Below are 25658 nucleotides of genomic sequence, written 5' to 3'. Positions count from 1 at the left end.
TTCCGGTTCTGGGTGGGGCTTCACCCCCCTCTGCCCTGCCGGGCATCTCCCCCACAAGGAGGGAGATCGGCAGGACGCGCGTTTGTCACTTCAATCTCAAATGTGGAGATGGGCGGGACCTCGCCTCACGTCGATCCCCCCTTGTGGGGGAGATGCCCGGCAGGGCAGAGGGGGGCAAGCCCCACGCACCAACCGCTCAATAAGGCGCGTCCACCTTCCCCGTACTCACATAAACCGTCTTCAGCTCGCTATAATGCTCCAGCGCCGCCGCCGAATTCTCCCGCCCGAAGCCGGATTGTTTCGAGCCGCCGAAGGGGATTTCCACCGGGCAGAGATTGTATGTGTTGATCCATAGCGTGCCCGCCTCCAGCTGATCCACCACACGGTGAGCACGGGCGAGATCGGCAGTGAAGACGCCGCCGGCGAGGCCGAATTCGGTGGCGTTGGCGCGGGCGAGAACCTCGTCCTCATCGTCAAAATCCAGCACGCACATGACCGGGCCGAAGATTTCCTCGCGGGCGATGGTCATGTTGTCGGTTACATCGGCAAAAACGGTCGGCTGCACATAGGCCCCCTCACCCGACACATTGTTGGGGATGCCGCCGCCGGTCACCAGCGTCGCACCCTCCGCCTTGCCCTTTTCGATGTAGGCAAGAACCTTCTCCTGCTGAGCCTTGGAGACCAGCGGGCCGAGATGCGTGGCGTAGTCAAGCGGATCGCCGAGGATCATCGCTTCGGTGCGGCGCTTCAGGTTTTCGAGGAAGCGGTCCTTGGCTTTTTTCTGCACGAAGACGCGCGTGCCATTGGAGCAGACCTGACCGGAGGAATAAAAATTGCCGAGCATCGCACCGCCGACAGCACTTTCGATATCGGCATCGTCGAAAACGATCAACGGCGACTTGCCGCCGAGCTCCATGGTCACGTGCTTGAGATGCCCGGCAGCGGCAGCGGCCACCTTGCGGCCGGTCGGGACTGAGCCTGTCAGCGAGACCTTCGCGACATCGGGGTGGTTGACCAGCAGCGGACCGGTATCACGATCGCCCTGAATGACGTTGAACAGGCCCTTGGGCAGACCGGCTTCGATGAGGATTTCGGCGATCTTCAGTGCGCCCAGCGGGGTGTTTTCCGAGGGCTTGAAGACCATGGCGTTGCCGGCGACGAGTGCCGGCGCTGCCTTCCAGCAGGCGATCTGCTGCGGATAGTTCCATGCGCCGATGCCCACGCAGACTCCCAACGGCACGCGCTTGGTATAGGCGAAATCGCCACCGAGCGGGATGTAATCACCATTCAGCGCAGAAGGTGCGATGCCGCCGAAAAACTCGAAGGCATCCGCGCCGGAGGTGGGATCGGCGACGATGGTTTCCTGGATCGGCTTGCCGGTATCGAGTGTCTCCAGCGTGGAAAGCGCATCGTTGCGTTCACGCATGATATCAGCGGCGCGTTTGAGGATGCGGCCGCGCGCCATGGGGGTCATCGCCGCCCATTCCTTCTGGGCGCGTTTGGCAGACGCGATGGCGCGCTCGACAATCGCCGGGGTTGCCGCATGCAGCCTTGCGATAACCTCGCCGGTGGCCGGAAAGATGCTTTCGAACAGCGTGCCGGCAGTGTCTTCGACATAGTCGCCGTCGATGAAATGCGAGGCTTTGGGCTGCGCCCGGAGAGGCGTGGCGATAGTCATGTCGAAGTCTCCTTAGAGAACGCGGATGGACGGCTTGGGGCGCTGTCCATCGGGATAGGGTTTGAGCTGCATGTCGAAATAATCCTCGACAAGCGCCGGCGCGGAAGCGAGGCCGAGCGGGGCGGACCGCAGGCTGTGGCGGATGTAAAGACCGTCTATCAGCGCTGCCGCCCCTTCCGCGATGCGTGCGGCATCATCCGGCGGGCAAAGGCGGGACAGGCTGGACAGAAGATTGGAGCGCAGGCGGCGGGAATAAATCACCAGCAGCCGCCGGGTTTCCTCCGAACGCTGCGCCTCGACATAAAAGGCAAGCCATGCCGCCACCGTTTCCGGCGTGAACTGGTCACTCTGGAAGGAGACGTGCACGATGGCGCTCAGCCTCTCGCGCGGGCCGGAAGCGCGGGTCAGCGCCGCCACGGCATCGCGCCTGAGGTCGCGCAACAGGCTGCGGATGGTTTCGAGAAGAAGCTGCTGCTTGCTGCCGAAATAATGATGCGCAAGTGCCGCCGACACGCCCGCTTCCCGGGCAATGTCAGACATCGTCACATTCAGCGAACCATGGTGGCCGATGGTGCGCAGCGCCGCATCCACAAGCGCCTTGCGGCGCAGAGGCTCCATTCCGATCTTTGGCATCATCGTCTCCTTGACGGATGGCAAATTATTCTTGATTGATCGATCAATCAATAAAAAATGCGCCGTTTTATGTCGCGGATTTGCGATGGATCATATTTTCCGACGCCGTATTCCAATAATTTCACAAATGCCGGGCATCCGGCTCATTACCCCTCTCACAGGGGAAAAACTAAACCGTGATATACTGCTAATTGGGAATGAAACGCGTTTCGTGCTAATATAAGAAGTGATACAAATTTCGCTGGAAGCGGCGCCAGACGAAAAACAATAAAAACGCCCGCCATAGACCACGACGATACCTGGTCCGCACATTGGACATCAAAGGTTCGATCGCAGCGTTTAAAGAAGGGAGTGATATCATGCCAATGGTAACAGTATCGATTTCCCCGGAACAGGCAGCAAGAATGCGCGAGGCCGTGAATAGCGGCGCTTACGCATCCGGCAGCGAGGTCGTCAGGGCCGCGCTGCGGCTATGGGCGGCCTCTGCCCAACACGGCACTGAAACAACGCCTCCCGCCCCTGTCGAAGCGGACCGGGAGCGCATGAATGTTGCGGAACTTTACGCCGCTCACACCGGGCATGCGCGCCGGGCCTGAGGCTTTGCCCGGCAACCCCGCATATTGAGGGGGTTGTGACAAAACGTTCATCAAAGCTTCACAATCGTGAAAGCTTTTGTTGACCTGTGATCTGCAATTGTTCGCCGTAAAAGAAACGGCCCCGTTGTGGCGGATTTTCACGCCATGCAATCTCGGGGCTGGCCAATTGCGGAGAAAGAAATGCAGGCCGTCACGATGGAGAATGATGTCATAAGGCGATTTGCCTCCGGGCACATGTTTCCCATGGCAAAGCTTGTGCTTGAAACCGCGTTTCAGCCGATTGTCGAGGCGACGACGGGCACGATTTTCGGCTATGAATCATTGATGCGCGGCCATGACCGGCTTGGTTTTTCCAATCCGCTGGCGCTTCTTGACCAGGCTGCTGCGGACGGCGAACTGAAGGCTTTCGAGCAGATGCTGGCAAGCCGCGCGCTGGCGAAATTCTCCACCCTGCCCGACTTTTCCTCCACCACCCTGTTCCTCAATCTCGATGTGCGGCTGATCCCGCACGGCGACGCCATCCTCGACAAGCTTGTCGGCCATCTGGCGCGGGCAGGCATTCCGGCCTCCTCCATCTGCTTTGAGCTTTCCGAACGTTTCGACAATACCAGCGTGCCGGAATTCACGGCGCTGATTGCCCGTATGCGCAAGGAAGGCTTCAAGCTGGCGATCGATGATTTCGGCGCCGGTCACGGCGAGATGAAGCTTTTGTGCGACTATCCGCTGGACTACCTGAAGATCGACCGGCACTTCATCAGTGGTGTCGATCATCTTCCGCGCAAACAGCATCTCGTCCGCAACATCGTCAACATCGCCCATGTTCTCGGCGTTCGGGTGATTGCGGAAGGCATTGAAACGGAAGCGGAATTCCTGACCTGCCGCGAATATGGCGTCGATCTGGTGCAGGGCTGGCTGATCGCCAGACCGACGGTCTTCACCAGCGAGCTGCCGGAGAGCTTTCCGCACCTCAACCGCATGGGCGTGGCGCGGCGCAGCAGCCAGTCGCTGGACGAAATATTGATCCGCCGGGAAATCGAGCGGCTTCCCACTGTCTATGAGCATGACAGCGTCGATAATGTCTTCGAACTGTTCCGCAGAAACCCGCAGCAGGCATTTTTCCCGGTTCTCAACGCCAATGGCGAACCGCGCGGCGTTATCAACGAATATCACCTCAAGGAATATATCTACCGGCCTTTCGGCCGCGACCTGCTCAAGAACAAGATTTATGAGCGCACCATCTCCCATTTCGTCGATCCCGCGCCGATCGTCGGCCTTGATGCCGATGCAGATCAGCTGATGAACATGTTCGCCAGCATGGGCGGCAGCGCCTGCATCATCCTGACCGAAAACATGCGTTATGCCGGCATCGTCTCGGCGGCCTCACTCATCAAGGTCATCAATGAAAAACAGCTGAAGATGGCGCAGGACCAGAACCCGCTGACGGCGCTGCCCGGCAACCGCGCCATTGGCGGCTTCATATCCGACAGCTGCGGCGACGGCGACGAGACGCGGTTCTTCTGCTATTGCGACTTCGACAATTTCAAACCCTTCAACGACAAATACGGCTTCAACGCCGGCGACCACGCCATCACCCTGTTTTCGGCGCTGATGCGCCGTTACTTCTTCGCCGGCGACTGTTTTCTCGGCCATATTGGCGGCGACGATTTCTTCATCGGCGTGCGTGACTGGACGGTGGAAGAGCTGACGGAAATCCTCGAACGCCTGCTCAGCGATTTCCACGACGACGTGGCGGAACTCTATTCGCAGGAGGACCGCGACGCCGGGCACATGGTCGGGCTCGACCGTCGCGGCAATGAGCGGGATTTCGCCCTGCTGCGCTGCTCGATCGGTGTCCTCACCCTGCCGAAAGGGTTGATCATCGCCAATCCCGAGCGCATCGGCAGCGAGATTGCCGGCGTCAAGACAGCCGCGAAGGAAAACGAAGGCGGCCTCGTCATCCGGGTGTTTGGCGAGACAAATTGAGAAATAGGGGGCGAGTTTGGGATCCGGTTGACCCGGAGTTTGCGGCTTTACCCCCCTCTGCCCTGCCGGGCATCTCCCCCACAAGGAGGGAGATCGGCAAGCGGCTCTACCGTCGCTTCATTCTCAAACTTTAAGAGGGGCGAAACCTCGCCGCGTATGATCTCCCTCCTTGTGGGGGATATGCCCGGCAGGGCAGAGGGGGGTAAAGCCGCGCACTCCACGCCCATGCGAACCAACAACACCCAACGTACTCCAGCGTCAAAGAGCCGCCTTTCCTAAAGGACGCATCCGGCCTACATTTTAAGGTAACGCCAATCCCCAGGGAGTTGCCCTCACCCATGTCCGATACCACGACCCTGCCCGAAACAATGCGCTTCATCGACCTTCCTTCGAATGGCGGCCCGGAAGTGATGCAGCTTTCGCAGATGGCTTTGCCGAAACCCGCCAAAGGCGAGATTCTGGTCAAGGTCGAGGCAACGGGCGTCAACCGTCCCGATGTCGCACAGAGACAGGGCATCTATCCGCCGCCCAAGGATGCAAGCCCGATCCTCGGCCTGGAAATTGCCGGAGAAGTGGTTGCGCTCGGCGAAGGCGTCACCGAATTCAAACCGGGCGATAAAATCTGCGCGCTCGCCAATGGCGGCGGCTACGCCGAATATTGCACCGTGCCGGCCGGACAGGCCCTGCCCTTCCCCAAGGGTTATGATGCCGTCGAAGCCGCAGCGCTGCCGGAAACCTTCTTCACGGTCTGGGCCAATCTCTTCCAGATGGCGGGCCTCACCGAAGGCGAAACCGTGCTGATCCACGGCGGTACCAGCGGCATCGGGACAACGGCCATCCAGCTCGCCAAAGCTTTTGGCGCGGAAGTCTATGCCACGGCGGGCTCAGTGGAGAAATGCGACGCCTGCGTCAAGCTCGGCGCCAAACGGGCGATCAATTACCGTGAGGAAGATTTCGCCGCCGTCATCAAGGCCGAGACCGGCGGCAAGGGCGTGGACGTCGTTCTGGATATGATCGGCGCTGCCTATTTCGAAAAGAACATCGCCGCCCTCGCCAAGGACGGTTGCCTGTCCATCATCGCCTTTCTGGGCGGCGCCGTGGCGGAAAAGGTCGACCTGCGCCCCATCATGGTCAAACGCCTCACCGTCACCGGCTCCACCATGCGGCCCCGCACCGCCGACGAGAAACGCGCGATCCGCGATGACCTCATCGAGCTGGTCTGGCCGCTCATCGAAAGCGGCAAAATCGTACCGGTCATCAATCGGGTCTTTGCGCTGGATGAGGTCGCGGAGGCACATCGGTTGATGGAAAGCAGCAATCATATCGGCAAGATCGTGATGCGGGTGTCGTGACGACTGCCTCTTGCATTCACCGCGAATCGTACTACCTTCTAATTATGTTCAACGTATCGGAAGGAGGTGATCCAATGTCTAATGAGATTTCGGTTTCTGGTTCAGGCAATGGAAAGGGTGTGTGTGCGACGGGGCAACCCTCGGCGTAAAACCACCAGCCTTCGGAACGTTGAGAAACAGTCCCGGGTCTGTAAACAGGACCAAACTCATGGAAGGGTCGCCTCTGGCGGCCCTTTTCTGTTTGTGGGGATTGGGTGTACCTCCCTCATCTCTGTGCTTGTCACAGAGATCCAGCCAGACCAAGTCTTTGGGCTGAAAGGAGTCCTTTTCGACGCGCAGACGCGCGTCGGCTGGATTCCTGTGACAAGCACAGGAATGAGGAAATCTGATAGGCCTGTTCCCAGCCTACCTCTTCCCAAACACCTTCCAGCGTGTCGGGCGAAAGCGCAGTTCGGCACCCACGGCCACCGCGGCGTTGAGCGGCACTTCGATTTCGAGGTGATAGGGCTCATGGCCGTTATTGGCGATGTCGATTTCGGCGATGCGGGTGCCGGCGAGGCGGCGACAGGTGGTGACCTTGCCGTAGAGCGCGTCCTTCTCGTCCGTCAGCACGACGTCTTCCGGCCGGAAGAACAGCTCGCCCTCGCCTGCGCCGCTTTCGTTTATGCCGATGCTTTCGCCCTGGAACAGCACATGGCCGTCGCGGATCGTGACCGGTAGGCTGGAGGATTCGCCGATGAAGGAAAAGACGAAGGGGGAATTGGGCGTGTCATAGACGTCATCGGCCGTGCCGACCTGTTCGATCTTGCCCTGGCTCATGACGACGACGCGGTCGGCCAGTTCCAGCGCCTCTTCCTGATCGTGGGTCACGAAAACGGTGGTGTGGCCGGTGCGGTCGTGGAATTCGCGCAGCCAGCGGCGCAGCTCCTTGCGGACCTTGGCGTCGAGCGCACCGAAGGGTTCGTCGAGAAGCAGCACCTTCGGCTCGATGGCGACGGCGCGGGCAAGCGCCACGCGCTGGCGCTGGCCGCCGGAAAGCTGAGTTGGATAACGCTTTTCGAGACCGGAGAGATGCACCATGTCGAGAAGCTCGGATACACGTTTGCGAATCTCCGCTTTCGGCGGGCGGGTGGCGGAGGGACGCACTTTCAGACCGAAAGCGATATTGTCGGCCACCGTCATATGGCGGAACAGCGCGTAATGCTGGAACACGAAACCGACATTGCGCTCCTGCACGGAGCGGTGCGAGGCGTCCTCGTCGCCAAAGTAGATATGGCCTTTCGTCGGCTGCTCCAAACCGGCAATCAGACGCAACAGCGTCGTCTTGCCGGAACCGGAAGGACCGAGCAGCGCGATCAGCTCACCGGAACGAATGTCGAGCGACACGTCGTTCAGCGCTGGAAAGCGGTCGAACTGCTTGGTGATGCCGGAAACTTTTACTTCCATGAAGATGCCTTTCAATGCTTGCCGGCTGCGTTGCCCGCGCCAAAGCGTATTTCGAGAATGGTTTTGAGAACGAGCGTTACAAGCGCCAGACCAGCCAGCAGCGTCGCCACCGCAAAGGCCGCGCCGATATTGTACTCATTATAGAGGATCTCGACGTGCAGCGGCATGGTGTTGGTTTCGCCGCGAATATGGCCTGATACCACCGAAACGGCGCCAAACTCGCCCATGGCGCGGGCGTTGCAGAGCAGCACGCCATAAAGCAGCCCCCATTTGATATTCGGCAGCGTGACATACCAGAAGGTCTGCCAGCCGGAGGCACCAAGCGAAATCGCCGCTTCCTCATCGCCATTGCCCTGATCCTGCATCAGCGGAATCAACTCACGCGCGACAAAGGGAAAGGTGACGAAGATGGTGGCGAGCACGATGCCCGGAACCGCGAACAGGATTTCGATGCCGTAGCTTTTCAGCCACGGCCCAAGCACGCTGTGGGCGGAAAACAGGATGACATAAACAAGACCCGATATGACCGGCGAGATCGAGAACGGCAGGTCGATCAGCGTGATCAGAAACGCCTTGCCCTTGAACTCGAATTTGGCGATGGCCCAGGCGGCGGCAACCCCGAAGACCACATTGAGCGGCACCGAGATGGCCGCGACCAGCAGCGTCAGGCGGATGGCCGACAGCGCATCCGGCTCGACGATGGCTTCCCAGAAGGCGTACCCGCCTTTGCGGAAGGCTTCGAAGAACACCGAGACGAGCGGCAGCACCAGGAAGGCCGCCAGGAACAGGAAGGCGACGGCGATCAGCGCCAGCCGGGCGGGAAGGCTTTCGCTGGCGGGATCGCGGAACGGCCGGGGCGCGGTGCGGGAAGCGGTCTCAGACATAACCGTACCTCTTGCGGCTCCAGGCCTGAATGAGATTGATGAGGAACAGCATGACGAAGGAAATGATCAGCATGATGGTAGCGATGCCGGTGGCGGCCGCATAGTTGAACTCCTCCAGCCGGATGACGATGAGGAGCGGCGCGATTTCCGAGACGTAAGGGATATTGCCGGCGATGAAGATGACCGAGCCATATTCGCCGACGCCGCGCGCAAAGGCGAGCGCGAAACCCGTGAGGATGGCGGGTGTGAGGCTCGGCAGCAGAACGCGGGTGATGGTCTGGAAACGGTTGGCGCCGAGCGTCGCCGCGACCTCTTCCACCTGCCGGTCGATCTCTTCCATGACCGGCTGCACGGTGCGAACGACGAAGGGCAGGCCGATGAAGATCAGCGCGATGACGATGCCAGTCGGCGTGAAAGCGATCTTGATGCCGAAGGGTTCGAACAGCGAGCCGACCCAGCCGCGATTGGCATAAAGCGTGGTGAGCGCGATGCCTGCAACCGCCGTTGGCAGGGCAAAGGGCAAATCCACGATGGCATCAACGAAGCGGCGGCCGGGGAAACGATACCGCGTCAGAACCCAGGCGACGATGACGCCGAACACCGCGTTGACCAGCGCGGCGATGAAGGCCGTGCCGAAACTGACGCGCAGCGCATTCAGCGTGCGGCTATCGGTGGCAATCGCGAAAAAATCTGCAAAACCAAGTTTCGCCGTGGACCAGACAAGGCCGCCGAGCGGAATAAGAATGATGAGAAACAGATAGGTGACGGTGTAACCGAATGTCAGGCCGAAGCCGGGTATGACACTCGACTGCCGCCACTTCCACCTGTTTCCGGATGTATTATTGCTCATCAAGGCTCCGGATAATCTTTGTTTGGCGCATTTCCGGACAGGAAACCGGGGTCCACTTTTCCTGGAAATGCTCTCTGGGAGCCGGCGTTCCCCGGCGTTTATTATAAAGTATCGACCGGCATGGTGTCCGGTCGATCAGGCTTTTGTTTATCTTGTCCCGGTGGACGGGGTGATCTCTTGTCACCCTATCATCCGCTTACTTCGCGGGCTTGTAAATCTGGTCGAAGATGCCGCCATCGCCAAAATGTTCCGGCTGCGCCTTGGCCCAACCGCCGAAGATCGGGTCGTCGATGGTGACGAGCTTGATGTCGGGCAGCTGCTTCAGCAGGTCCTTGGAGACAACGGCCGGGTTGGACGGACGGTAGAAGTGTTTGGCCGCAATGTTCTGTCCCTCGTCGGAATAGAGATATTGCAGATAGGCTTCCGCCGCCTTGCGGGTGCCCTTGGCGTCGACATTCGCATCCACAACGGCAACCGGCGGTTCGGCAAGGATGGAGATCGGCGGCACGACGATATCGAAGGCGTCAGCGCCGAATTCCTGACCGGCGAGATAGGCCTCGTTTTCCCACGCCAGCAGCACGTCGCCGATCTGGCGCTGTGCGAAAGTGACCGTGGAGCCGCGGGCGCCGGTATCGAGAACCGGGGCGCGCTTGTAGAGATCGCCGACATAGGCCTTGATCTTGTCCTGATCGCCCTTGAACTCTTCATTCGCCCATGCCCAGGCGGCAAGATAGTTCCAGCGTGCACCGCCTGATGTCTTGGGGTTCGGCGTGACGATCTGGATGTCGCCCTTCACCAGATCGCCCCAATTATGGATGCCCTTCGGGTTGCCCTTACGCACGAGAAACACGATGGTGGAGGTGTAAGGCGAGGAATTGTGCGGCAGGCGGGTGCGCCAGTCCTTGTTGATCTTGCCGGAATTCTGGACGATGGCGTCGATGTCGCTCTGCAGCGCCAGCGTCACCACATCCGCTTCCAGACCGTCGATGACCGAGCGCGCCTGCTTGCCGGAGCCGCCATGCGACTGCTGGATGGTGACATCCTCACCGGTATCGGCCTTCCACTTCTTGGCAAAGGCCTCGTTGAAATCCTTGTAGAGCTCGCGGGTCGGATCGTAGGACACATTGAGCAGCTTGGTCTGCGCGAACGCCGTGCCAACGCCCCCCAAAGCCAGTGAAAGGCCGAGAGCGGCAACGCTCAAACCGGACAGAAGCTTAGACATCGGTATTCCCTCCTGTGAAGATGGCTTAACTCTACCGGTTGAGTAGAGTTGGTCAATGAGGCCGAATACGATCGAAAAAGTGTTTCCCTTGAGCGTTTCTCCGGGCAACAAATACAGCGCAGCATAAGCGAAAGGCGCAACAAGCGTCGTGTAAAACTTTGCTGAATGCAAAACCGTTTCACATTTTTGCTGGTTTTTTGCGCTGACGGCGAAAAATATTATGGAGTTTTAGACGATTTTTTCGTTTGGGAGGCGTGAGGAGGGGGACCACATCGGAACTCTTCCGCCTGTTTCGTCGTTCGCGCATCAGTCGCGAAACCCGTGTCATCCATTGCAGCATCGTATGCTGGCGGGTATGCCCGGCCTCTCCTCCGTCTTCCTCGGGCTTGACCCGAGGATCCACAACCCAGCCTCACCATGGATCCTCGGGTCGAGCCCGAGGATGACGGTGGAGTTCGTGGATGGTGTGGTGCTAGGCCGTCAAAAGCTCGGGCACTTCGACACCGGCTACGGCATCGGCGATGGTGGTGTTGAAAAGGATGTTGCGGGTGGCATCGGCCACGCGGGCAAAGACGTGGCGGATCTCGCACTGCTTCTCGCCGTCGCAATCCTCGCAGCGGCGATAGGCGGTCTGCGACAGGCAGGGCAAGGGGGCGAGCGGCCCGTCGATGAGGCGCAGCACCTCGCCGAAGGTGATATCTGCGGCCGGGCGCGCCAGAAGATACCCCCCCTGCTTGCCGCGCCGGCTTTCAACGATGCGTTCCTTTTTCATTTCCAGAAGGATCTGTTCGAGGAATTTTTTCGGAATGGCCTGTTCGCGGGCGATGTCGGAAATCTGCACGGGACAGCCGCCGTCGGCCTTGGCCAGCGAAAGGAGCGCCCTTAGCGCATATTTTGCCTTCTGCGAAATCATCGTAAAACCAGTAGATCACAAGCCCGGTAACCCGGCAATTCCGGCTTAGCGCAGAAGTTGTCACAATTCAAATCCAGGCTGCAAAGAAGGTGAACGGGTATCTTTTGCTCAGACTATGCGCGCGAGAGGCATTTTTGCTCTCAAGTGCAGCGCACAAGCATTGTCATTTCTGTTCCAAAGGCCGGATTTCAACAATAATCGGCCATGGAAATCCCGGACGTGACAATGACCATCAATTCAGCAAATGTTTCTGCCGATACCGCATCCCTCGACGCCACGCTGGCCGGGCTCGACCTTGCGGGACGTCTCGCCTTCGTAGCCGGCCTTGGTGGCCGTGCGGTTTTCACCACCAGTCTCGGCATCGAGGATCAGGTCATCACTGCGGCCATCGGCACGCATCGCCTGCCGATCGATGTCGTGACGCTGGAAACAGGCCGTCTGTTCAAGGAAACCGTCGATCTCATCGATGAGACCGAGGAGCGTTTCGGCATCGAAATCCGCCGCTTCCGGCCCGAGCAGGACGATATCGACGCTTATGCGGAAAAATACGGTCTCAACGGTTTTTACGAAAGCGTCGAGGCCCGTCATGCCTGCTGTCATGTCAGAAAGCTGATCCCGCTCGGCAAATCGCTGGAGGGAGCCGCTTTCTGGATTACCGGCCTTCGTCGCGGCCAGTCGGGCAATCGCGCCACGACGCCGTTCGCCGAATTCGACGCGGAGCGCAATCTCATCAAGATCAATCCTTTGGCGGACTGGGATATCGACCTTATCCGGACGCATGTCGCCAAGGAAAATATTCCCGTCAATCCGTTGCATGCGCGCGGTTACCCCTCCATCGGCTGCGAGCCGTGTACGCGCGCCATCAAGCCCGGTGAGCCTGAGCGCGCCGGACGATGGTGGTGGGAAAACGACGAGAAGCGCGAATGCGGTCTTCACGTCGCCGGTGCGGAGCAGACCTCCGCCATTTCCGCCATCCCGCAACGATAATCACTGAGTAAATCTCCCGGAGTTCACAATGTCCAACGCAGTCCACGAGACGGACAGCAAGAATACTGTCGCATCCAAGCCGCCGCTCGATCCCCATCTGAAGGCGCTTGAAAACGAAGCTATTCATATTTTCCGCGAAGTCGCCGCCGAATTCGATAATCCAGTGATGCTCTATTCCATCGGCAAGGATTCATCCGTGCTGCTGCACCTGGCGCGCAAGGCGTTCTTCCCCGGCCGCATTCCCTTCCCGCTGCTGCACGTCAATACCGGCTGGAAGTTCAAGGAAATGATCGAATTCCGCGACAATATCGTTAAGGAATATGATCTCGACCTGATTTCCTACACCAACCCGCGCGGTGCGACTGAGAACGTCACGCCTTTCTCGCATGGATCGGCGCTCTACACCGACATCATGAAGACGGAAGCGCTGCGTCAGGCTCTCGACGCCGGCCAGTTCGACGCGGCCTTTGGCGGTGCACGGCGCGACGAAGAGGCGAGCCGCGCCAAGGAGCGCATCTATTCCTTCCGCTCGCCCGACCACAAATGGGACCCGCGCAACCAGCGCCCGGAACTGTGGAACATCTATAACGGCATGGTCCGCAAGGGCGAAAGCGTGCGCGCCTTCCCGCTCTCCAACTGGACCGAAGTGGATATCTGGCGTTACATCGAGGCGGAAAACATTCCGCTGGTGCCGCTCTATTATGCCGCCGAGCGTCCTTATGTGGAACGTGACGGCATGATGATCCTTGCCGAGGACGAGCGTCTGGAACTGTTGCCCGGCGAAGAAATCCAGCATGGCTCGATCCGCTTCCGCACGCTCGGCTGCTTCCCGCTGACCGGCGCGATCCGTTCCGAGGCGACGACGCTTCAGGAGGTCATCGCCGAACTGGAAATCGCCACCGTTTCCGAACGGCAGGGCCGCGCGATTGACCGCGACCAGTCCGGCTCGATGGAGAAAAAGAAGCGCGAGGGGTATTTCTGATGAGTGCAGCCATCGCCAACACCCCCTCTTCCGCCACCATTCTGCCCTTTGCCGAACATTCGAAGGCGACGCGCGATACGCGTCCACTACGGCTCATCACCTGCGGCAGCGTCGATGACGGCAAATCCACCCTGATCGGCCGTCTCCTCTGGGATACGAAAGCCGTCAAGGAAGATCAGGCCGCCACGCTGCACCGCGACAGCGGCAAGCAGAACGATCTCGGCCTGCCCGATTTCGCGCTGCTGCTCGACGGTTTGCAGGCGGAGCGCGAACAGGGCATCACCATCGATGTCGCCTATCGTTATTTCGCCACCGACCGGCGCGCCTTCATCGTGGCCGACACCCCCGGCCACGAGCAATATACCCGCAACATGGCGACCGGCGCTTCCACGGCCGATCTCGCCGTGCTTCTGGTCGATGCCCGCACCGGCATTCTGGAACAGACCCGTCGCCACGCCACCATTGCGGCGCTGATGGGCATCCGCCAATTCGTGCTGGCGATCAACAAGATCGACCTGACGAATTACGACAAGGCTGGTTTCGAGCTGATCGCCCATGAGTTCCGCGAGTTCGCCTCCAATCTCGGCATCAAGCAGATCACCGCCATTCCGATGTCGGCGCTGAAGGGCGAAAACGTCGTGCTATCAGGCAAGGCCGCCATGCCGTGGTATGAAGGACCGACGCTGGTCGAAACGCTGGAACTGGCAACGGTTCGCTCGGCGCAATCGGGCGGCTTCCGCTTCCCCGTGCAGCGCGTGTCGCGTCCCGGCGAAAGTTTTCGCGGTTATCAGGGCACGGTTGCCGGCGGCTCGGTGAAGCCCGGAGACAGCGTTGTCGTCCTGCCATCGGGCATGGTCGCCAATGTCAAGCAGATCGTCACTTTCGATCTGGTACGCAACGCCGCCGTGGCCGGTGACGCCATCACGCTCGTGCTCGACCGTCAGGTGGATGTGTCGCGCGGCGACATGATCGTCTCCATCGAGGCGCAGCCGCAGACGGGACTTGCCTTCGACGCGCAGATCGTGGCTTTGCAGCCCGGCGGCATCGAGGCCGGAAAGCGCTATTGGCTGAAAAGCGGCAGCCGCCGCCAGCGCGTCAGCGTGCAGCCGATCAGCCAGCTGAACCTCAAGGAAGGCGAATGGCAGGCGCATGAAACGTCGCTTTCCATGAACGCCATCGGCAAGGTGCGGCTCTCCTTTGATGAGACGGCGATTTTCGATGCCTATGAACAAAACCGGGCGACCGGTTCCTTCATCCTGATCGACCCCGACACCAACAACACGGTTGCGGGCGGCATGATCACCAGCAAGCGCAGCGTTGGCGCGGCGGAAGAAAAGGGTGACCGGGTCATTCTGTCCCTGCCCGCCGATCTTGCCGAAAAGCTACTGGCGAGCGAGTTGCTGGCCAGACATCGCGACGAGATCGACATCCGCCGCACCGACGTGGCGACCGCCTCAAGGCTGATCACCGATCTGGACTGAGAAAGTTTGCGATACAAACAAAAAGGCGACCGCAAAACGGTCGCCTTTTTTCGTTGCGGGCCATTGGTGTTAGGCGCCGCTTAAAACACGAACATATAAAGCAGAATGATCACGACGACCGGAACGCCCATAGCCCACAGTGCAATACCCTTCAGCATATTATCCTCCATCGTTGTTGTGAATGGATAACGGCTGAAGCGCGGTTGCGTTCCCTGTGGCTGAGCCGACATTGGCTTCATCGCAGTTGATAACGGCAAATGCATCAGGTTTGCGAAGGCGGGAAAAACCGAGAAGATGGCTCGCCATGGTACCCCGCCACATCGGCGCTGGAGCCTGTGCCGTCATCCATCGCGCAGCCACGACCTGTCCTTAGGGAAACCCGTGGAACCGCGTTCAGGCCCGGTTAATGGCCGACACGTCACTCTCTCAACCATGGAACTACGAACTCCAGCGCACGTTGGGGTTCGTCATTGGGAGATGAAGATCATGAAAATTTTGACTGCAGCGATCTGTCTGGTTTCGGTCGGCATCCTGAGCGGCTGTGTTGACGACAGAGGATACCGGAGCGGCGGATACTATACGACCGGCGTGTATTACCGCACCTATGACCGCGATCGCCACTACCGTGATTATGATCGTCGCGACTGGCGCGACCGGAGGGATTGGCGTGATCGCCGCGACTGGCGTGGTGACCACCGCTACCGCTGATAATGGTCGACTGGATTAGTCCTATTGCCTCTTACCGGCGTCCGGCCGTTGTTTGCATTTCTCATTCTCGCACTGACGAGAATGAGAAATGCTTGTGCAGTCGCAAATCGACGGAACAACCGTGCGTCGATTCCGAACAGTCGTCGACTGCATACTAGCCGACCGGGGGGCTCAGACGTCGGTTCGGCACGAGACTTTGATTCAGGGATTTTCAGGAAATATCGGGATCAGTTGCAAGCCATCGTAAATACAAGGCTTCAAGCTGGTCGGAGTGAGAGGATTCGAACCTCCGACCCCGTCGTCCCGAACGACGTGCGCTACCAGACTGCGCTACACTCCGTGACCAGCGGCGCTTCTATAGACCAGCCTCCGGCATTCGACAAGCGGCTTATTGCATTTTTTATGACAAGTTTCCTCCCCACAGCGAGGCCGTCTCGCCAACCGCTTGCGGCAAAGGGCGCAGGGCTGAAAAACGTTACAAAAAAGCAATTGTGGCAGGAAATTTTCGTCAAGCCGCATACCTCCCCTGCCCGTCGCCGCCAAATCTGCTAGGGGAACGGAATGACCGGCGGGAAGCCGGACACGGCACAAAGGACATTTCACCATGCTATTTCGCAGCGTAACGCTCGCAGGGCTCGCCATTGCGCTCTCCGCCTGCACGACATCGGAAGGCTCCGTGCCTTCCTTCACCCAGAAGAGCCCCGTTGAAACGCGGTGGGTCGGTCAGTCGGCAGGTATTTTCTTCGCGAAATTCGGCCCGCCGCTGAGCGACACGGAATCCGGCAGCTCGACCGTCTACAACTGGCGCGGCGGTTACAAGAAGGCCACCGTTCCGGCCAGGTTCGAAGAAGGCAAGGACGGCAAGAAGGGTCGCCAGATTTCGCCCGCCCGCACCGCCTCGCTCTCCTGCACGGTGCAGCTGGTCGTCTCCAGCAATTATACGATCACCTCCGTGCGCACGGTCTCAGACCGCCCCGGCGTCAATGGCCCCAGCTACTGCGCGGAATTCCTCGCCGCGAACTGAATTTTCGGCCAGAAAACCGGAACAGAAAGGCTCGCCCAACCGGCGGGCCTTTTCACTTTTTCGGGATTATTGCCATTTTTCTGCGAAAAATTTTAGCCGAAACGGCTCGGTCCGCCTGATGATGCCCTGCAAGGGCTGGATTGCGAGGCTTTGCGCGATATCCGGCTCACAAGACCCTTTCAACCGTTTTAAAGCACCGGCTAATCTTTGCGATCCTGAAAAATGACAATCGGCAAAACCGCGAAATTCACCGTTGCGACCTTATGTCCCGGCAAAACCCCGGCGAAAGCGCTTGAACTGGAGTGGATAAGTCCGGGTTGTGCCGGTTTGCGCTTTGCTGTAACGGGGCGGCTGGGAGGAGTGTTTTTAACACAAAACAAGAATCAGGTATGGCCGTGACTCCCATCGATCAAGACAAATCCCAGCTCACTGATCTCTCCCAGGACACTTCCCTTTCCCACGCTTTTCCAATGAACCGCCGTCAGGTTCTGGGCGGCGCGCTTGCCGGGATTGCCGCAGCGGCGCTGCCCTCCTCTCCGCTTCTCGCCAACACGACCGCCAAGAAGGTCGATGTGCTTCTGATCGGCGGTGGCATCATGAGCGCGACGCTCGGTGTGTGGCTGCGCGAACTGGAGCCCACATGGTCGATGCAGATGCTGGAGCGGCTGGATGGCGTGGCGCTTGAAAGCTCCAACGGCTGGAACAATGCCGGCACCGGCCATTCCGCACTGGCGGAACTCAACTACACGCCGGAAGACGACAACGGCAACATCAAGATTACGCAAGCCGTCAACATCAACGAATCCTTCCAGATTTCCCGGCAGTTCTGGGCCTGGCAGGTGCGCAACGGCGTTTTGAAGAACCCGCGCTCCTTCATCAACCACACGCCGCATATGAGCTTCGTCTGGGGTGATGAAAACATCGCCTATCTGGAAAAGCGCTATCAGGCGCTGAAGGCAAGCCCGCTTTTCGCCGGCATGGAATATTCCAGCGACCCCGAGCAGCTGAAGAAATGGGTGCCGCTGATGATGGAAGGCCGCGATCCTTCCCAGAAGATCGGCGCGACGTGGTCGCCGCTCGGCACCGACATGGAATTCGGCGAAATCACCCGCCAGTTCGTGTCGCACCTGCAGGGGGACGAGAATTTCGACCTGCAGGTCAACAGCGAGGTTTCCGACATTCAGCGCAATGCCGATGGCAGCTGGCGCGTGACCTACACCAACACCAAGACCGATGCCGAACAGGTGGTGGATGCGAAATTCGTGTTCATCGGTGCCGGCGGCGGCGCGCTGCATCTGCTGCAGATGTCCGGCATTCCGGAAGCCGATGATTATGCCGGCTTCCCGGTGGGCGGCTCGTTCCTCATCAACGACAATCCTGATGTGACGATGCAGCATCTGGCCAAGGCCTATGGCAAGGCCTCGGTCGGCTCGCCGCCCATGTCGGTTCCGCATCTCGACACCCGTGTGCTGGGCGGCAAGCGTGTTATCCTGTTTGGACCTTTCGCCACCTTCTCCACCAAGTTCCTGAAGGAAGGCTCGTATTTCGACCTCGTCTCCTCCGTCACGACAAGCAATGCCTGGCCGATGGTGCGCGTGGGCATCGATGAATATCCGCTGGTGGAATATCTCGCCGGCCAGTTGATGATGTCGGATGACGACCGCTTTGCCGCGCTGAAGGAATATTTCCCCAATGCCAAGCAGGGCGAATGGCGTCTGTGGCAGGCGGGCCAGCGCGTGCAGATCATCAAGCGCGACGAAGAAAAGGGCGGCGTGCTGCGGCTCGGCACCGAAGTCGTCTCCGCACAGGACGGCAGCATCGCCGGCCTGCTCGGCGCTTCGCCGGGTGCCTCCACCGCCGCCCCGATCATGCTGAGCGTCTTGGAAAAGGTGTTCAAGGACAAGGTGGCGACACCGGAATGGCAGGCCAAGATCCGCCAGATCGTGCCGAGCTACGGCACCAAGCTGAATGACGACCCGGAAAAGGTGCGTGAGGAATGGGCCTACACCGCCGAACACCTGCAGCTGCCGACCCCTCCGCAGATCGATCTTGATGCGCTGAAGGGTGCTGGTGCGGCACCTGCGGGTGCGCCGGTGAAGAAGGTGCCGGATATCGCGCTTTAAGGCATCGTCGCGATTGTTAGATTTGACGCCGCGTGTCTTTGGATGCGCGGCGTTTTTGTTGATGCAGGCCTTTCTCCGCACTCAACGTCCTCCTTGGGCTTGACCCGAGAATCCATTAACTTCAACGGATCGTGGACCTCGGGTCAAGCCCGAGGAGGGCGGAGGACAGGTTTTCGCGCTTAACGTTATAGCGTAGCAAGCTGGCCATCATCGGATATACCGCCACCGAAATATCTGGCCCCCAAACATACTTGGTGGTAATAATTCCTACCAGATGACGGAGATTGCCGTGGCCAACGTAGAAAAGATCAGCGTCTCGATGACGCCCCAGCACGCCGAAATCTTGCGTGATGCCGTGGAAAGCGGCGCTTATGCCAGCAGCAGCGAAGTCATCCGTGAAGCGATGCGAGACTGGTCTGCAAAATGGCTCCAGCGACGCGACGACATCGCCAAGCTGCGCGCGTTGTGGGCTGAGGGCAAAGCCAGTGGCAGTTCAACCGAAGTGGATTTTGACGAGGCGCTGAATGAAGCGCGTGCAGAACTGGCTTCGTTGAAAAATCGTGACCATTAAGCTTGTCTGGACACCCCGCGCACGCGGCGATGTGAAGAAAATCTATCTCGATATTGGCAAATCACAGCCTCTTGCCGCAGAGCGGTATTTCGCTCGGTTCCGCGCCAAGGCGGTGAGTCTGGTCGTCCATCCCCATCTTGGCGAACGCCATCCGGAAATTTTTCCGTCTGCCCGTATGCTCGTCGAAGCACCTTATGTCATTCTCTACGAAACTGTGCCGGATACCGATGACGGCGAAATATATTCCGTGGAAATCGTTCGCGTGATCGATGGTCGCCGGGACCTGCGAACATTGTTCTGACTTTGGAATGGATGGCTGGGGCGCCAGGATTCGAACCTGGGAATGCCGGTACCAAAAACCGGTGCCTTACCGCTTGGCGACGCCCCAACAGGGCAGCGAAAGCGAAACGCCGCTGCCTGAACCGCGCCTGATTAGCAAAGCCTGCCCGGCGCGGCAATGACCCGGCGACCAATTTTTTCACAAAACCCAAGCTTTTTGGATGCTGCGTCGCAGACAGCATGATAGGGCTTGGCGATTGTGCGGCGGGCGCCGTCGGCACTGGCGGCATGGCATTCATTCAGGAGGTCTCGATGGCGGACCCGGCATTCGATCTCGATTTCAAGCCGGCCTATGGCGAGGCGGTTCCTGTCGCCCCGCTGATCCAGCGCCTTACCGTCAACAATCCTTCCGCCTTCACCTTCCATGGCACCAATTCCTATATCGTCGGCGACCGTTCCGTCGCCGTCATCGATCCCGGCCCGGAGGATGAGGCGCATTTTCAGGCGCTGATGACGGCGCTTGACGGCCGCGAGGTGACCCATATCTTCGTCAGCCACACCCATCGCGATCACTCGCCGCTTGCCCGGCGGTTGAAGGAAGCCACGGGGGCGCCAACGGTGGCGGAAGGTCCGCACCGCGCCGCCCGGCCGCTCTATGCGGGTGAAACCAACCCATTTGCCGAAAGCTCCGATATGGCTTTCGTGCCTGATATTGCGCTTGGCGACGGGCAGAGCCTTTCCGGCGATGGCTGGACGCTGACTGCCCTGCACACGCCGGGCCACACCGCCAACCACGCCGCCTTTGCGCTTGATGGCAGCGGCATCGTCTTTTCCGCCGATCATGTCATGGCCTGGGCCACCACCATCGTCGCACCGCCGGATGGGGCGATGAGCGATTACATGGCCTCGCTGGAACGGCTGCTGACCCGCGACGACCGGCTGTTCCTGCCCGGCCATGGCGGGCCGGTCACCGACCCCGCCGCCTTCATGCGCGGGCTGCGCGCCCACCGCCGCATGCGGGAAAAGGCGGTGCTAAAGCGCATCCGCGAGGGTGACCGGTTGATCGCCGAGATGGTGAAGGTGATCTATGCCAGCACCGACAAGCGCCTGCATGGCGCCGCGGCCCTTTCCGTGCTGGCGCATATCGAAGATTTGATCGAGAAGGGTGAGGTACAGACCGAGGGTGCGCCTTCGCTGCTGGGCGAATATTTTCCGGCTTAACGGATATTTCTGGCGCTCGACATCAAGGCTTGCTCTGGCCTCGCCACTCGCTCGCCCATTGATGGGGGCGAGCGGAAGCCGCTTGTTTCTTCTCCCCGCCGGGGAGAAGGTCGCGGCAGCGGGATGAGGGGGCAAGGGTGACGAGATACGGCAACGTTGCCCCCTCATCCGACCCTTCGGGCCACCTTCTCCCCGGCGGGGAGAAGAAACAAGCGGCGACGCCACTGCCATACAATCAAGACGACCCGCAGCACCTCTGCTTCATTCACCCAAAACGTCTCAGTTGTCGTTCAACCCCTGCATTTCCGCATCCAGCGCATCGAGATAGGCCTCCGCGATGGCAGCCCCCATGCCGAGATCGTGCGGAGCGTAACGGGAGGCCACGCGGATATCGACGATGGTGGTTTCCGCCTCTTCCTTGAGGCGGATGAGGATATCAAAACGCAGGCCCCAGATGCGGGTGCGCGTTTCGCCCTGCATCAGCACCACGCCGCTGCCGTTAAAAAAGGTGGGCTGCGGCGCCTCGGCCGGGCGGGCCATGGGCACAGGCACGATGGAGGGCAGGTCTTCCACCGGCCCCTCTTCGCCGGGCGGCGTCTTGTCCTGTTCGGGAACGCCGACGGAGGGCGGCTCCACCGCACCGATGACACCCCTGGTATGGGTGACGCGAATATTCTGGGCGGCGGCCATCTTCTTGGCGGCGGCATAGATGCGGTCTATCGCGCCTTCATAACGGCGTCCGGCGAGGCTGGCATAGGCGATGGCCTGCGCATCACGGTCTTGTTTCGCAACCGTCGCGGGCCTGACCAGCCATTGCTGGTTGGCAGCGGGCGTCACCAGCCATTCCGGCACGTCGGTGAGATCGGTGGAGATGTCGTAAATCTTCGGCTGCTGCCAATAAAGATATGCGCCGTAACCGACCACACCGAGCGGCAGGGCCGACAGAAGAAGAGCGGCAAGCGCCGAAAGCCCGCCCCGCGCGCCCTTTGTCCACAGCCGCTCAAGGCCGATCAGCGCCAGAAGCACCGCCGTAAGCGCGATGCCTGCGGCAATCATCAGCAACCCCACAAGGTCAGGCGTCGTCAGTGGCCCGAAACGGTGGATACCGGCGGCAATCAGAAATAGCGCCAGCGCCACTAGCCCGAGATAGCGGGAAAGATAGGCTGCAACCGAAAAAGGCCGGACGAAACGCACAGTCATGGAAGCGGATATCCGTAAGATCGCATTGGCGTAAAAGCGTTGGACCCGAAATCTGGCAAGGGAATCACCTGCATATGATGTCATAGACCGGATTTGCGGCGAGGAAAACAAAGGAGGGAACCGATCTGCGGGTAAAGCGTGCTCACAACCTCCCAAGACCTCTCTTCCGTGATGCCGGACATGATCCACTGCTGTCAGGTTTAAATTTCCGGGCAGGATGCAGTCCCTTGCAGTGAGTGCTAGTTTTCTCGGCGTCATCCTCGGCCCTGTGCCGAGGATCTAATCACGTTGAATAAAATCAATACGTTGCAGATCCTCGGGACACGCCCGAGGATGACGATGACTGAGTGGCATGCCCGGCCTTACCATCTAACGACGCTGATCTTCTTTCGTGTCCAGTTCGAGACGGTACGGCCAAAAATATAATAGAACCATCGACCTATGCCTTCTTTGAAAAATTTAAACCGGACAGTAGCGGACATGGTCCGGGGAGACGGGGTGCGGCCACAACGTTCTTGCCAAAGGCAGACGCTCTCCGGGCCTCCGGTATCGCTCCGGCAGACTGAAAGGCCATGGCAACAAGAAATCGGAATATTTTTCCGCATGAGTGTCGCTTAGGAGAATAATTCCCCGACAATGCAACAAATACGCAAGCTCATCCCTTAATTGCTGAGGAAATCGGCGTATCCTCGGCGACTTCCCTCGAGAATGCGTTTAAAAAGTGCAACATTCTCGTTTTCTTGCACAATAAAGAGACAAGCCATGTCACAGGCAACGACGCCCGCCGGCCCGTCCGGGCCAAAACCCTTTTATCGCAATTTCGGCTTTCAGGTTCTGAGCGCCATGGTCATCGGCCTGCTGCTCGGGCTCGTTGCGCGCAACATCGGTCCCGATGCCGCCGGCAGCCCGAACGGGCTTTCGGTGACGCTGCAGACCATCGGCAGCATTTTCGTGCAGCTGCTGCGCGCGCTGGTACCGCCGCTGATCTTCACGGCCATCGTCGCCTCCATCGCCAATCTCAAGAACCTTTCCAATGCGGCAAAGCTGGTATGGCAGACGCTCTTGTGGTTCGCCATCACGGCGCTCATCGCCGTGGTCATCGGCATCGTGCTCGGCCTCGTCATTCAGCCGGGTGTCAACACGGCGATTGCCAATACGGCAGCGGCTGCCCCCTCCTCCACCGGTTCGTGGCTGGACTTCCTCAAGGGTCTGGTTCCTGCCAACGTCTTCGGCCTTGAAGCGTCTACCAAAATCAACAACGGTTCCGGCAGCACCTCGCTGAACTTCAACGTGCTGCAACTGCTCGTGGTATCGATTGCCTTTGGCGTTGCGGCGCTGAAAGCCGGAAAGGCGGCGGAGCCGTTCCTTGCTTTCAACCAGTCGTTGCTCGCCATCGTGCGCAAAATCCTGTGGTGGGTCATCCGCCTCACCCCCATCGGCACCATCGGCCTGCTTGGCCGCGCGGTTGACCAATATGGCTGGACGACGCTGTCGCAGCTCGGCTGGTATGCGGCGGCCGTCTATATCGGTCTCGCGCTGGTGCTCTTCGTGGTTTATCCGGCGTTGCTGATCGCCCATGGCCTGAAGCCGTCACGCTTCTTTGCGGGCGCATGGCCAGCCATCCAGCTGGCTTTCGTGTCGCGCTCCTCCATCGGCACCCTGCCCGTCACCGAGACCGTGACGGAAAAGAGCCTCGGCGTGCCGCGCGAATATGCCGCCTTCGCCGTGCCGCTCGGCGCCACCACCAAGATGGACGGCTGCGCCGCCATCTACCCGGCGATCTCGGCGATCTTCATCGCACAGTTCTTCCAGGTGCCGCTCGGCATTCAGGAATATGTGCTGATTGTTTTCGTCTCGGTGCTCGGTTCGGCTGCAACAGCGGGTCTCACAGGTGCTGTGGTAATGCTGACGTTGACGCTCTCCACCCTCGGACTGCCGCTCGAAGGCGTGGGCCTGCTGCTTGCCATCGACCCTATCCTCGACATGGGCCGCACGGCGGTCAACGTCGCGGGTCAGGCGCTGGTGCCGACCATTGTCGCCAAGCGCGAGGGCATTCTCAATGAGGCCGTTTATAACAACGCCAAGGACATCGACGCGCTCGATGACCGGGAGGTAGCGCCGGCCTGATTGCTATAATCGTGGGGCATTCCGGTGAAAAAGGAAACGCCCCACGTGTGCCACTTCCGTTACTCCATAAGAGTTTGGGATTGACGGCGATGGTTTCATCGATAGCAATATCGGCACAGACAACAATGCGTCTTTCGGCGGGACCTGTGTATGGCGAAACGTAACTGGATTTATGTCGCCCTGCTCACCTTTCTCTCCCTCGGCCTCCTCATCGACGCCGCCATCTGGCCCGCCGGACCTCCAACTTCCTTTAACGCAAATGATCTCGTACAGATGATCGGAATCATCACGCTGTTTGCCTGGTGGCAGATAGAAGATGCAGAAAAGCGGGACATCCGGCGCAGTTCTGCCGCCAAAATCGCGACCATTCTGCTCGCGCCTGTCGGCCTTGCCATCTATCTTTATCAGACCCGCCGGTGGACACGCGCCACGCTCGGCCTCATCGCCTTCATGGGTGGCATCCTTCTAGCCGCCATCCTCACGCTGTTATTGAGTGACTGGCTCATTCTGCATGGCTTTTTTCCTCCCTCTTTACTTCGCGATCTTTGAACGGAGTCAGGACATTTGGTTCCGCGATAGACGGAGGCGATCAAACCAACATCTTCCGCCCAGCCGGAACTAACTTTCCACCGAGATGGGGTTTTCCCCGCACGAAAACAGATTTATCAGTGATGGTGACAACCGTTCGCACAGCGCCGGTAAAATCTGCTAAATTCGGCTGGAATGGAACGCCACTTGGTAATGCTTCGAATGCTTGGCAGTTCCGACAAACACGATCCGGCTCTTACCATTCGCCGCATTCTCAAGGTCAATCACGCCGGTGAGTTTGGCGCCATTCGTATCTACGGAGCGCAGATATGGATAGCTCGCTGGTTGTTTCCGGACATTGTGCCCGCTCTACAGGAAATGCTGGAGGACGAGATTGATCATTGCCGCCTGTTCCGGGAAGCCATGCCGGACAGAAACGCAAAACCTTGTCGCATAATGTCGTTCTGGAGCCTTGGAGGTCTCGTTCTCGGTTTTTTGACCGCACTCGGCGGACGCAACATGGTCTGGATTTGCACCGAAGCCGTTGAAAGCACCGTTCACCGCCACCTGGAAGATCAATTGGCCTTCCTGCAAACAAGAGATCCCGCGCTTCACCAGCTTATCGCTTCAATTCAAGAACAGGAATTGGCTCATCTACAGGAAGCCGAGAAAAATCAGACGACGCGCGGTTTGGGCCACAGGCTTCTGCTGCAGGTCATCGGCTGTCTCACCGATCTGATGATCTGGCTCTCGACATGGGGGGACTCAAGCTGGATGCGCGCCGAAATGGCGAGGTCCAGACAGGCTGGACGCTGAGCGTCGTCTGGATGCGGATGCCGGCTAAGGGTCGGCATGACGATAGAGAGGTTC

At 59.5% G+C, this 25658-nt stretch carries 23 protein-coding genes and 2 tRNA genes; 15 read left to right on the top strand and 10 right to left on the bottom strand.

Annotated features, from left to right (window positions below; all coding sequences use genetic code 11):
• Window positions 1-196 precede the first annotated feature (196 nt).
• Together betB and betI are read right to left on the bottom strand one after the other, a co-directional pair.
• Window positions 197-1678 (bottom strand): betaine-aldehyde dehydrogenase, encoded by a 1482-nt coding sequence (gene betB / locus DXT96_RS01810; RefSeq protein WP_153513334.1) that lies wholly within the window; start codon window positions 1676-1678, stop codon window positions 197-199.
• A gap of 12 nt (window positions 1679-1690) precedes the next feature.
• Window positions 1691-2311, bottom strand: a complete 621-nt coding sequence (gene betI / locus DXT96_RS01805; protein ID WP_149898781.1) for a transcriptional regulator BetI — start codon at window positions 2309-2311, stop codon at window positions 1691-1693.
• A gap of 359 nt (window positions 2312-2670) precedes the next feature.
• On the opposite strand from betI, the gene DXT96_RS01800 reads away from it, so the two are divergent.
• From DXT96_RS01800 to DXT96_RS01785, 3 genes are all read left to right on the top strand, one after another.
• Window positions 2671-2907, top strand: coding sequence for a type II toxin-antitoxin system ParD family antitoxin (locus DXT96_RS01800; RefSeq protein ID WP_149898780.1), 237 nt, complete (start codon window positions 2671-2673; stop codon window positions 2905-2907).
• A gap of 180 nt (window positions 2908-3087) precedes the next feature.
• Window positions 3088-4890, top strand: a complete 1803-nt coding sequence (locus DXT96_RS01795) for a GGDEF domain-containing protein (RefSeq protein WP_149898779.1) — start codon at window positions 3088-3090, stop codon at window positions 4888-4890.
• A gap of 338 nt (window positions 4891-5228) precedes the next feature.
• A complete protein-coding gene (locus tag DXT96_RS01785) occupies window positions 5229-6242 on the top strand; it encodes an NAD(P)H-quinone oxidoreductase (protein WP_194287521.1) in 1014 nt (337 codons plus the stop codon).
• A 405-nt stretch (window positions 6243-6647) separates the two neighbouring features.
• Here the strand turns inward: DXT96_RS01785 and DXT96_RS01780 are convergent, their stop codons facing one another.
• The 5 genes from DXT96_RS01780 to DXT96_RS01760 all read right to left on the bottom strand — a co-directional run bounded on the left by DXT96_RS01780 (window position 6648) and on the right by DXT96_RS01760 (window position 11557).
• On the bottom strand, window positions 6648-7688 hold the full coding sequence (locus DXT96_RS01780; protein WP_153513333.1) for a sulfate/molybdate ABC transporter ATP-binding protein: 1041 nt from the start codon (window positions 7686-7688) through the stop codon (window positions 6648-6650).
• A gap of 11 nt (window positions 7689-7699) precedes the next feature.
• The gene (gene cysW / locus DXT96_RS01775) at window positions 7700-8572 is read right to left on the bottom strand and encodes a sulfate ABC transporter permease subunit CysW (protein WP_153513332.1); all 873 of its coding nucleotides are present in this window, start codon (window positions 8570-8572) and stop codon (window positions 7700-7702) included.
• The gene (gene cysT / locus DXT96_RS01770; RefSeq protein ID WP_153513331.1) at window positions 8565-9422 is read right to left on the bottom strand and encodes a sulfate ABC transporter permease subunit CysT; all 858 of its coding nucleotides are present in this window, start codon (window positions 9420-9422) and stop codon (window positions 8565-8567) included. Before cysT ends, cysW begins: the two co-directional genes overlap by 8 nt.
• 196 nt (window positions 9423-9618) lie before the next feature.
• A complete protein-coding gene (locus tag DXT96_RS01765; RefSeq protein WP_149898773.1) occupies window positions 9619-10644 on the bottom strand; it encodes a sulfate ABC transporter substrate-binding protein in 1026 nt (341 codons plus the stop codon).
• Window positions 10645-11116: 472 nt separating this feature from the next.
• Window positions 11117-11557, bottom strand: coding sequence for an Rrf2 family transcriptional regulator (locus DXT96_RS01760; RefSeq protein ID WP_153513330.1), 441 nt, complete (start codon window positions 11555-11557; stop codon window positions 11117-11119).
• A gap of 204 nt (window positions 11558-11761) precedes the next feature.
• Here DXT96_RS01760 and DXT96_RS01755 point away from each other — a divergent pair, with 204 nt between their 5' ends.
• The 4 genes from DXT96_RS01755 to DXT96_RS01735 all read left to right on the top strand — a co-directional run bounded on the left by DXT96_RS01755 (window position 11762) and on the right by DXT96_RS01735 (window position 15715).
• Window positions 11762-12544: a phosphoadenylyl-sulfate reductase gene (locus tag DXT96_RS01755; RefSeq protein WP_174372946.1), complete on the top strand. Its 783-nt coding sequence runs from the start codon at window positions 11762-11764 to the stop codon at window positions 12542-12544.
• 28 nt (window positions 12545-12572) lie between these two features.
• Window positions 12573-13526 (top strand): sulfate adenylyltransferase subunit CysD, encoded by a 954-nt coding sequence (cysD, locus tag DXT96_RS01750; protein WP_153513328.1) that lies wholly within the window; start codon window positions 12573-12575, stop codon window positions 13524-13526.
• On the top strand, window positions 13526-15007 hold the full coding sequence (gene cysN / locus DXT96_RS01745) for a sulfate adenylyltransferase subunit CysN (protein ID WP_046798544.1): 1482 nt from the start codon (window positions 13526-13528) through the stop codon (window positions 15005-15007). The genes cysD and cysN overlap by 1 nt, the downstream gene beginning before the upstream one ends.
• A gap of 486 nt (window positions 15008-15493) precedes the next feature.
• A complete protein-coding gene (locus DXT96_RS01735) occupies window positions 15494-15715 on the top strand; it encodes a hypothetical protein (protein ID WP_142839283.1) in 222 nt (73 codons plus the stop codon).
• A gap of 263 nt (window positions 15716-15978) precedes the next feature.
• Here the strand turns inward: DXT96_RS01735 and DXT96_RS01730 are convergent.
• Window positions 15979-16055, bottom strand: a tRNA-Pro gene (locus DXT96_RS01730).
• A 264-nt stretch (window positions 16056-16319) separates the two neighbouring features.
• Here DXT96_RS01730 and DXT96_RS01725 point away from each other — a divergent pair.
• The 4 genes from DXT96_RS01725 to DXT96_RS01710 all read left to right on the top strand — a co-directional run bounded on the left by DXT96_RS01725 (window position 16320) and on the right by DXT96_RS01710 (window position 19734).
• Entirely contained in the window at window positions 16320-16739 is a 420-nt protein-coding gene (locus DXT96_RS01725; protein ID WP_153513326.1) for a hypothetical protein, read from the top strand.
• A 389-nt stretch (window positions 16740-17128) separates the two neighbouring features.
• On the top strand, window positions 17129-18862 hold the full coding sequence (gene mqo, locus DXT96_RS01720; protein WP_194287520.1) for a malate dehydrogenase (quinone): 1734 nt from the start codon (window positions 17129-17131) through the stop codon (window positions 18860-18862).
• Window positions 18863-19151: 289 nt separating this feature from the next.
• On the top strand, window positions 19152-19433 hold the full coding sequence (locus DXT96_RS01715; RefSeq protein WP_149898766.1) for a type II toxin-antitoxin system ParD family antitoxin: 282 nt from the start codon (window positions 19152-19154) through the stop codon (window positions 19431-19433).
• Complete coding sequence (locus tag DXT96_RS01710; protein WP_149898765.1) at window positions 19423-19734, top strand: type II toxin-antitoxin system RelE/ParE family toxin; 312 nt, start codon at window positions 19423-19425, stop codon at window positions 19732-19734. Before DXT96_RS01715 ends, DXT96_RS01710 begins: the two co-directional genes overlap by 11 nt.
• Window positions 19735-19746: 12 nt before the next feature.
• Here the strand turns inward: DXT96_RS01710 and DXT96_RS01705 are convergent.
• Window positions 19747-19821, bottom strand: a tRNA-Gln gene (locus DXT96_RS01705).
• Between the two features lie 203 nt (window positions 19822-20024).
• Between DXT96_RS01705 and DXT96_RS01700 the strand changes: the two genes are divergently transcribed.
• Window positions 20025-20933, top strand: coding sequence for an MBL fold metallo-hydrolase (locus DXT96_RS01700; protein WP_153514141.1), 909 nt, complete (start codon window positions 20025-20027; stop codon window positions 20931-20933).
• Between the two features lie 279 nt (window positions 20934-21212).
• Here the strand turns inward: DXT96_RS01700 and DXT96_RS01695 are convergent, their stop codons facing one another.
• Entirely contained in the window at window positions 21213-22133 is a 921-nt protein-coding gene (locus tag DXT96_RS01695; protein ID WP_153513324.1) for a DUF1499 domain-containing protein, read from the bottom strand.
• A 762-nt stretch (window positions 22134-22895) separates the two neighbouring features.
• On the opposite strand from DXT96_RS01695, the gene DXT96_RS01690 reads away from it, so the two are divergent.
• From DXT96_RS01690 to DXT96_RS01680, 3 genes are all read left to right on the top strand, one after another.
• A complete protein-coding gene (locus tag DXT96_RS01690; protein ID WP_153513323.1) occupies window positions 22896-24260 on the top strand; it encodes a dicarboxylate/amino acid:cation symporter in 1365 nt (454 codons plus the stop codon).
• A gap of 150 nt (window positions 24261-24410) precedes the next feature.
• Complete coding sequence (locus DXT96_RS01685; protein WP_153513322.1) at window positions 24411-24809, top strand: hypothetical protein; 399 nt, start codon at window positions 24411-24413, stop codon at window positions 24807-24809.
• A 201-nt stretch (window positions 24810-25010) separates the two neighbouring features.
• The gene (locus DXT96_RS01680; protein ID WP_246670518.1) at window positions 25011-25604 is read left to right on the top strand and encodes a demethoxyubiquinone hydroxylase family protein; all 594 of its coding nucleotides are present in this window, start codon (window positions 25011-25013) and stop codon (window positions 25602-25604) included.
• Window positions 25605-25658: the final 54 nt, after the last annotated feature.

Origin of the sequence: Agrobacterium sp. ICMP 6402, from assembly GCF_009498615.1 — a bacterium.
Lineage (GTDB): Bacteria > Pseudomonadota > Alphaproteobacteria > Rhizobiales > Rhizobiaceae > Agrobacterium > Agrobacterium burrii.
The sequence above is the reverse complement of the archived record's forward strand: the minus strand, read 5'-3'. Positions and strand labels throughout refer to the sequence as shown.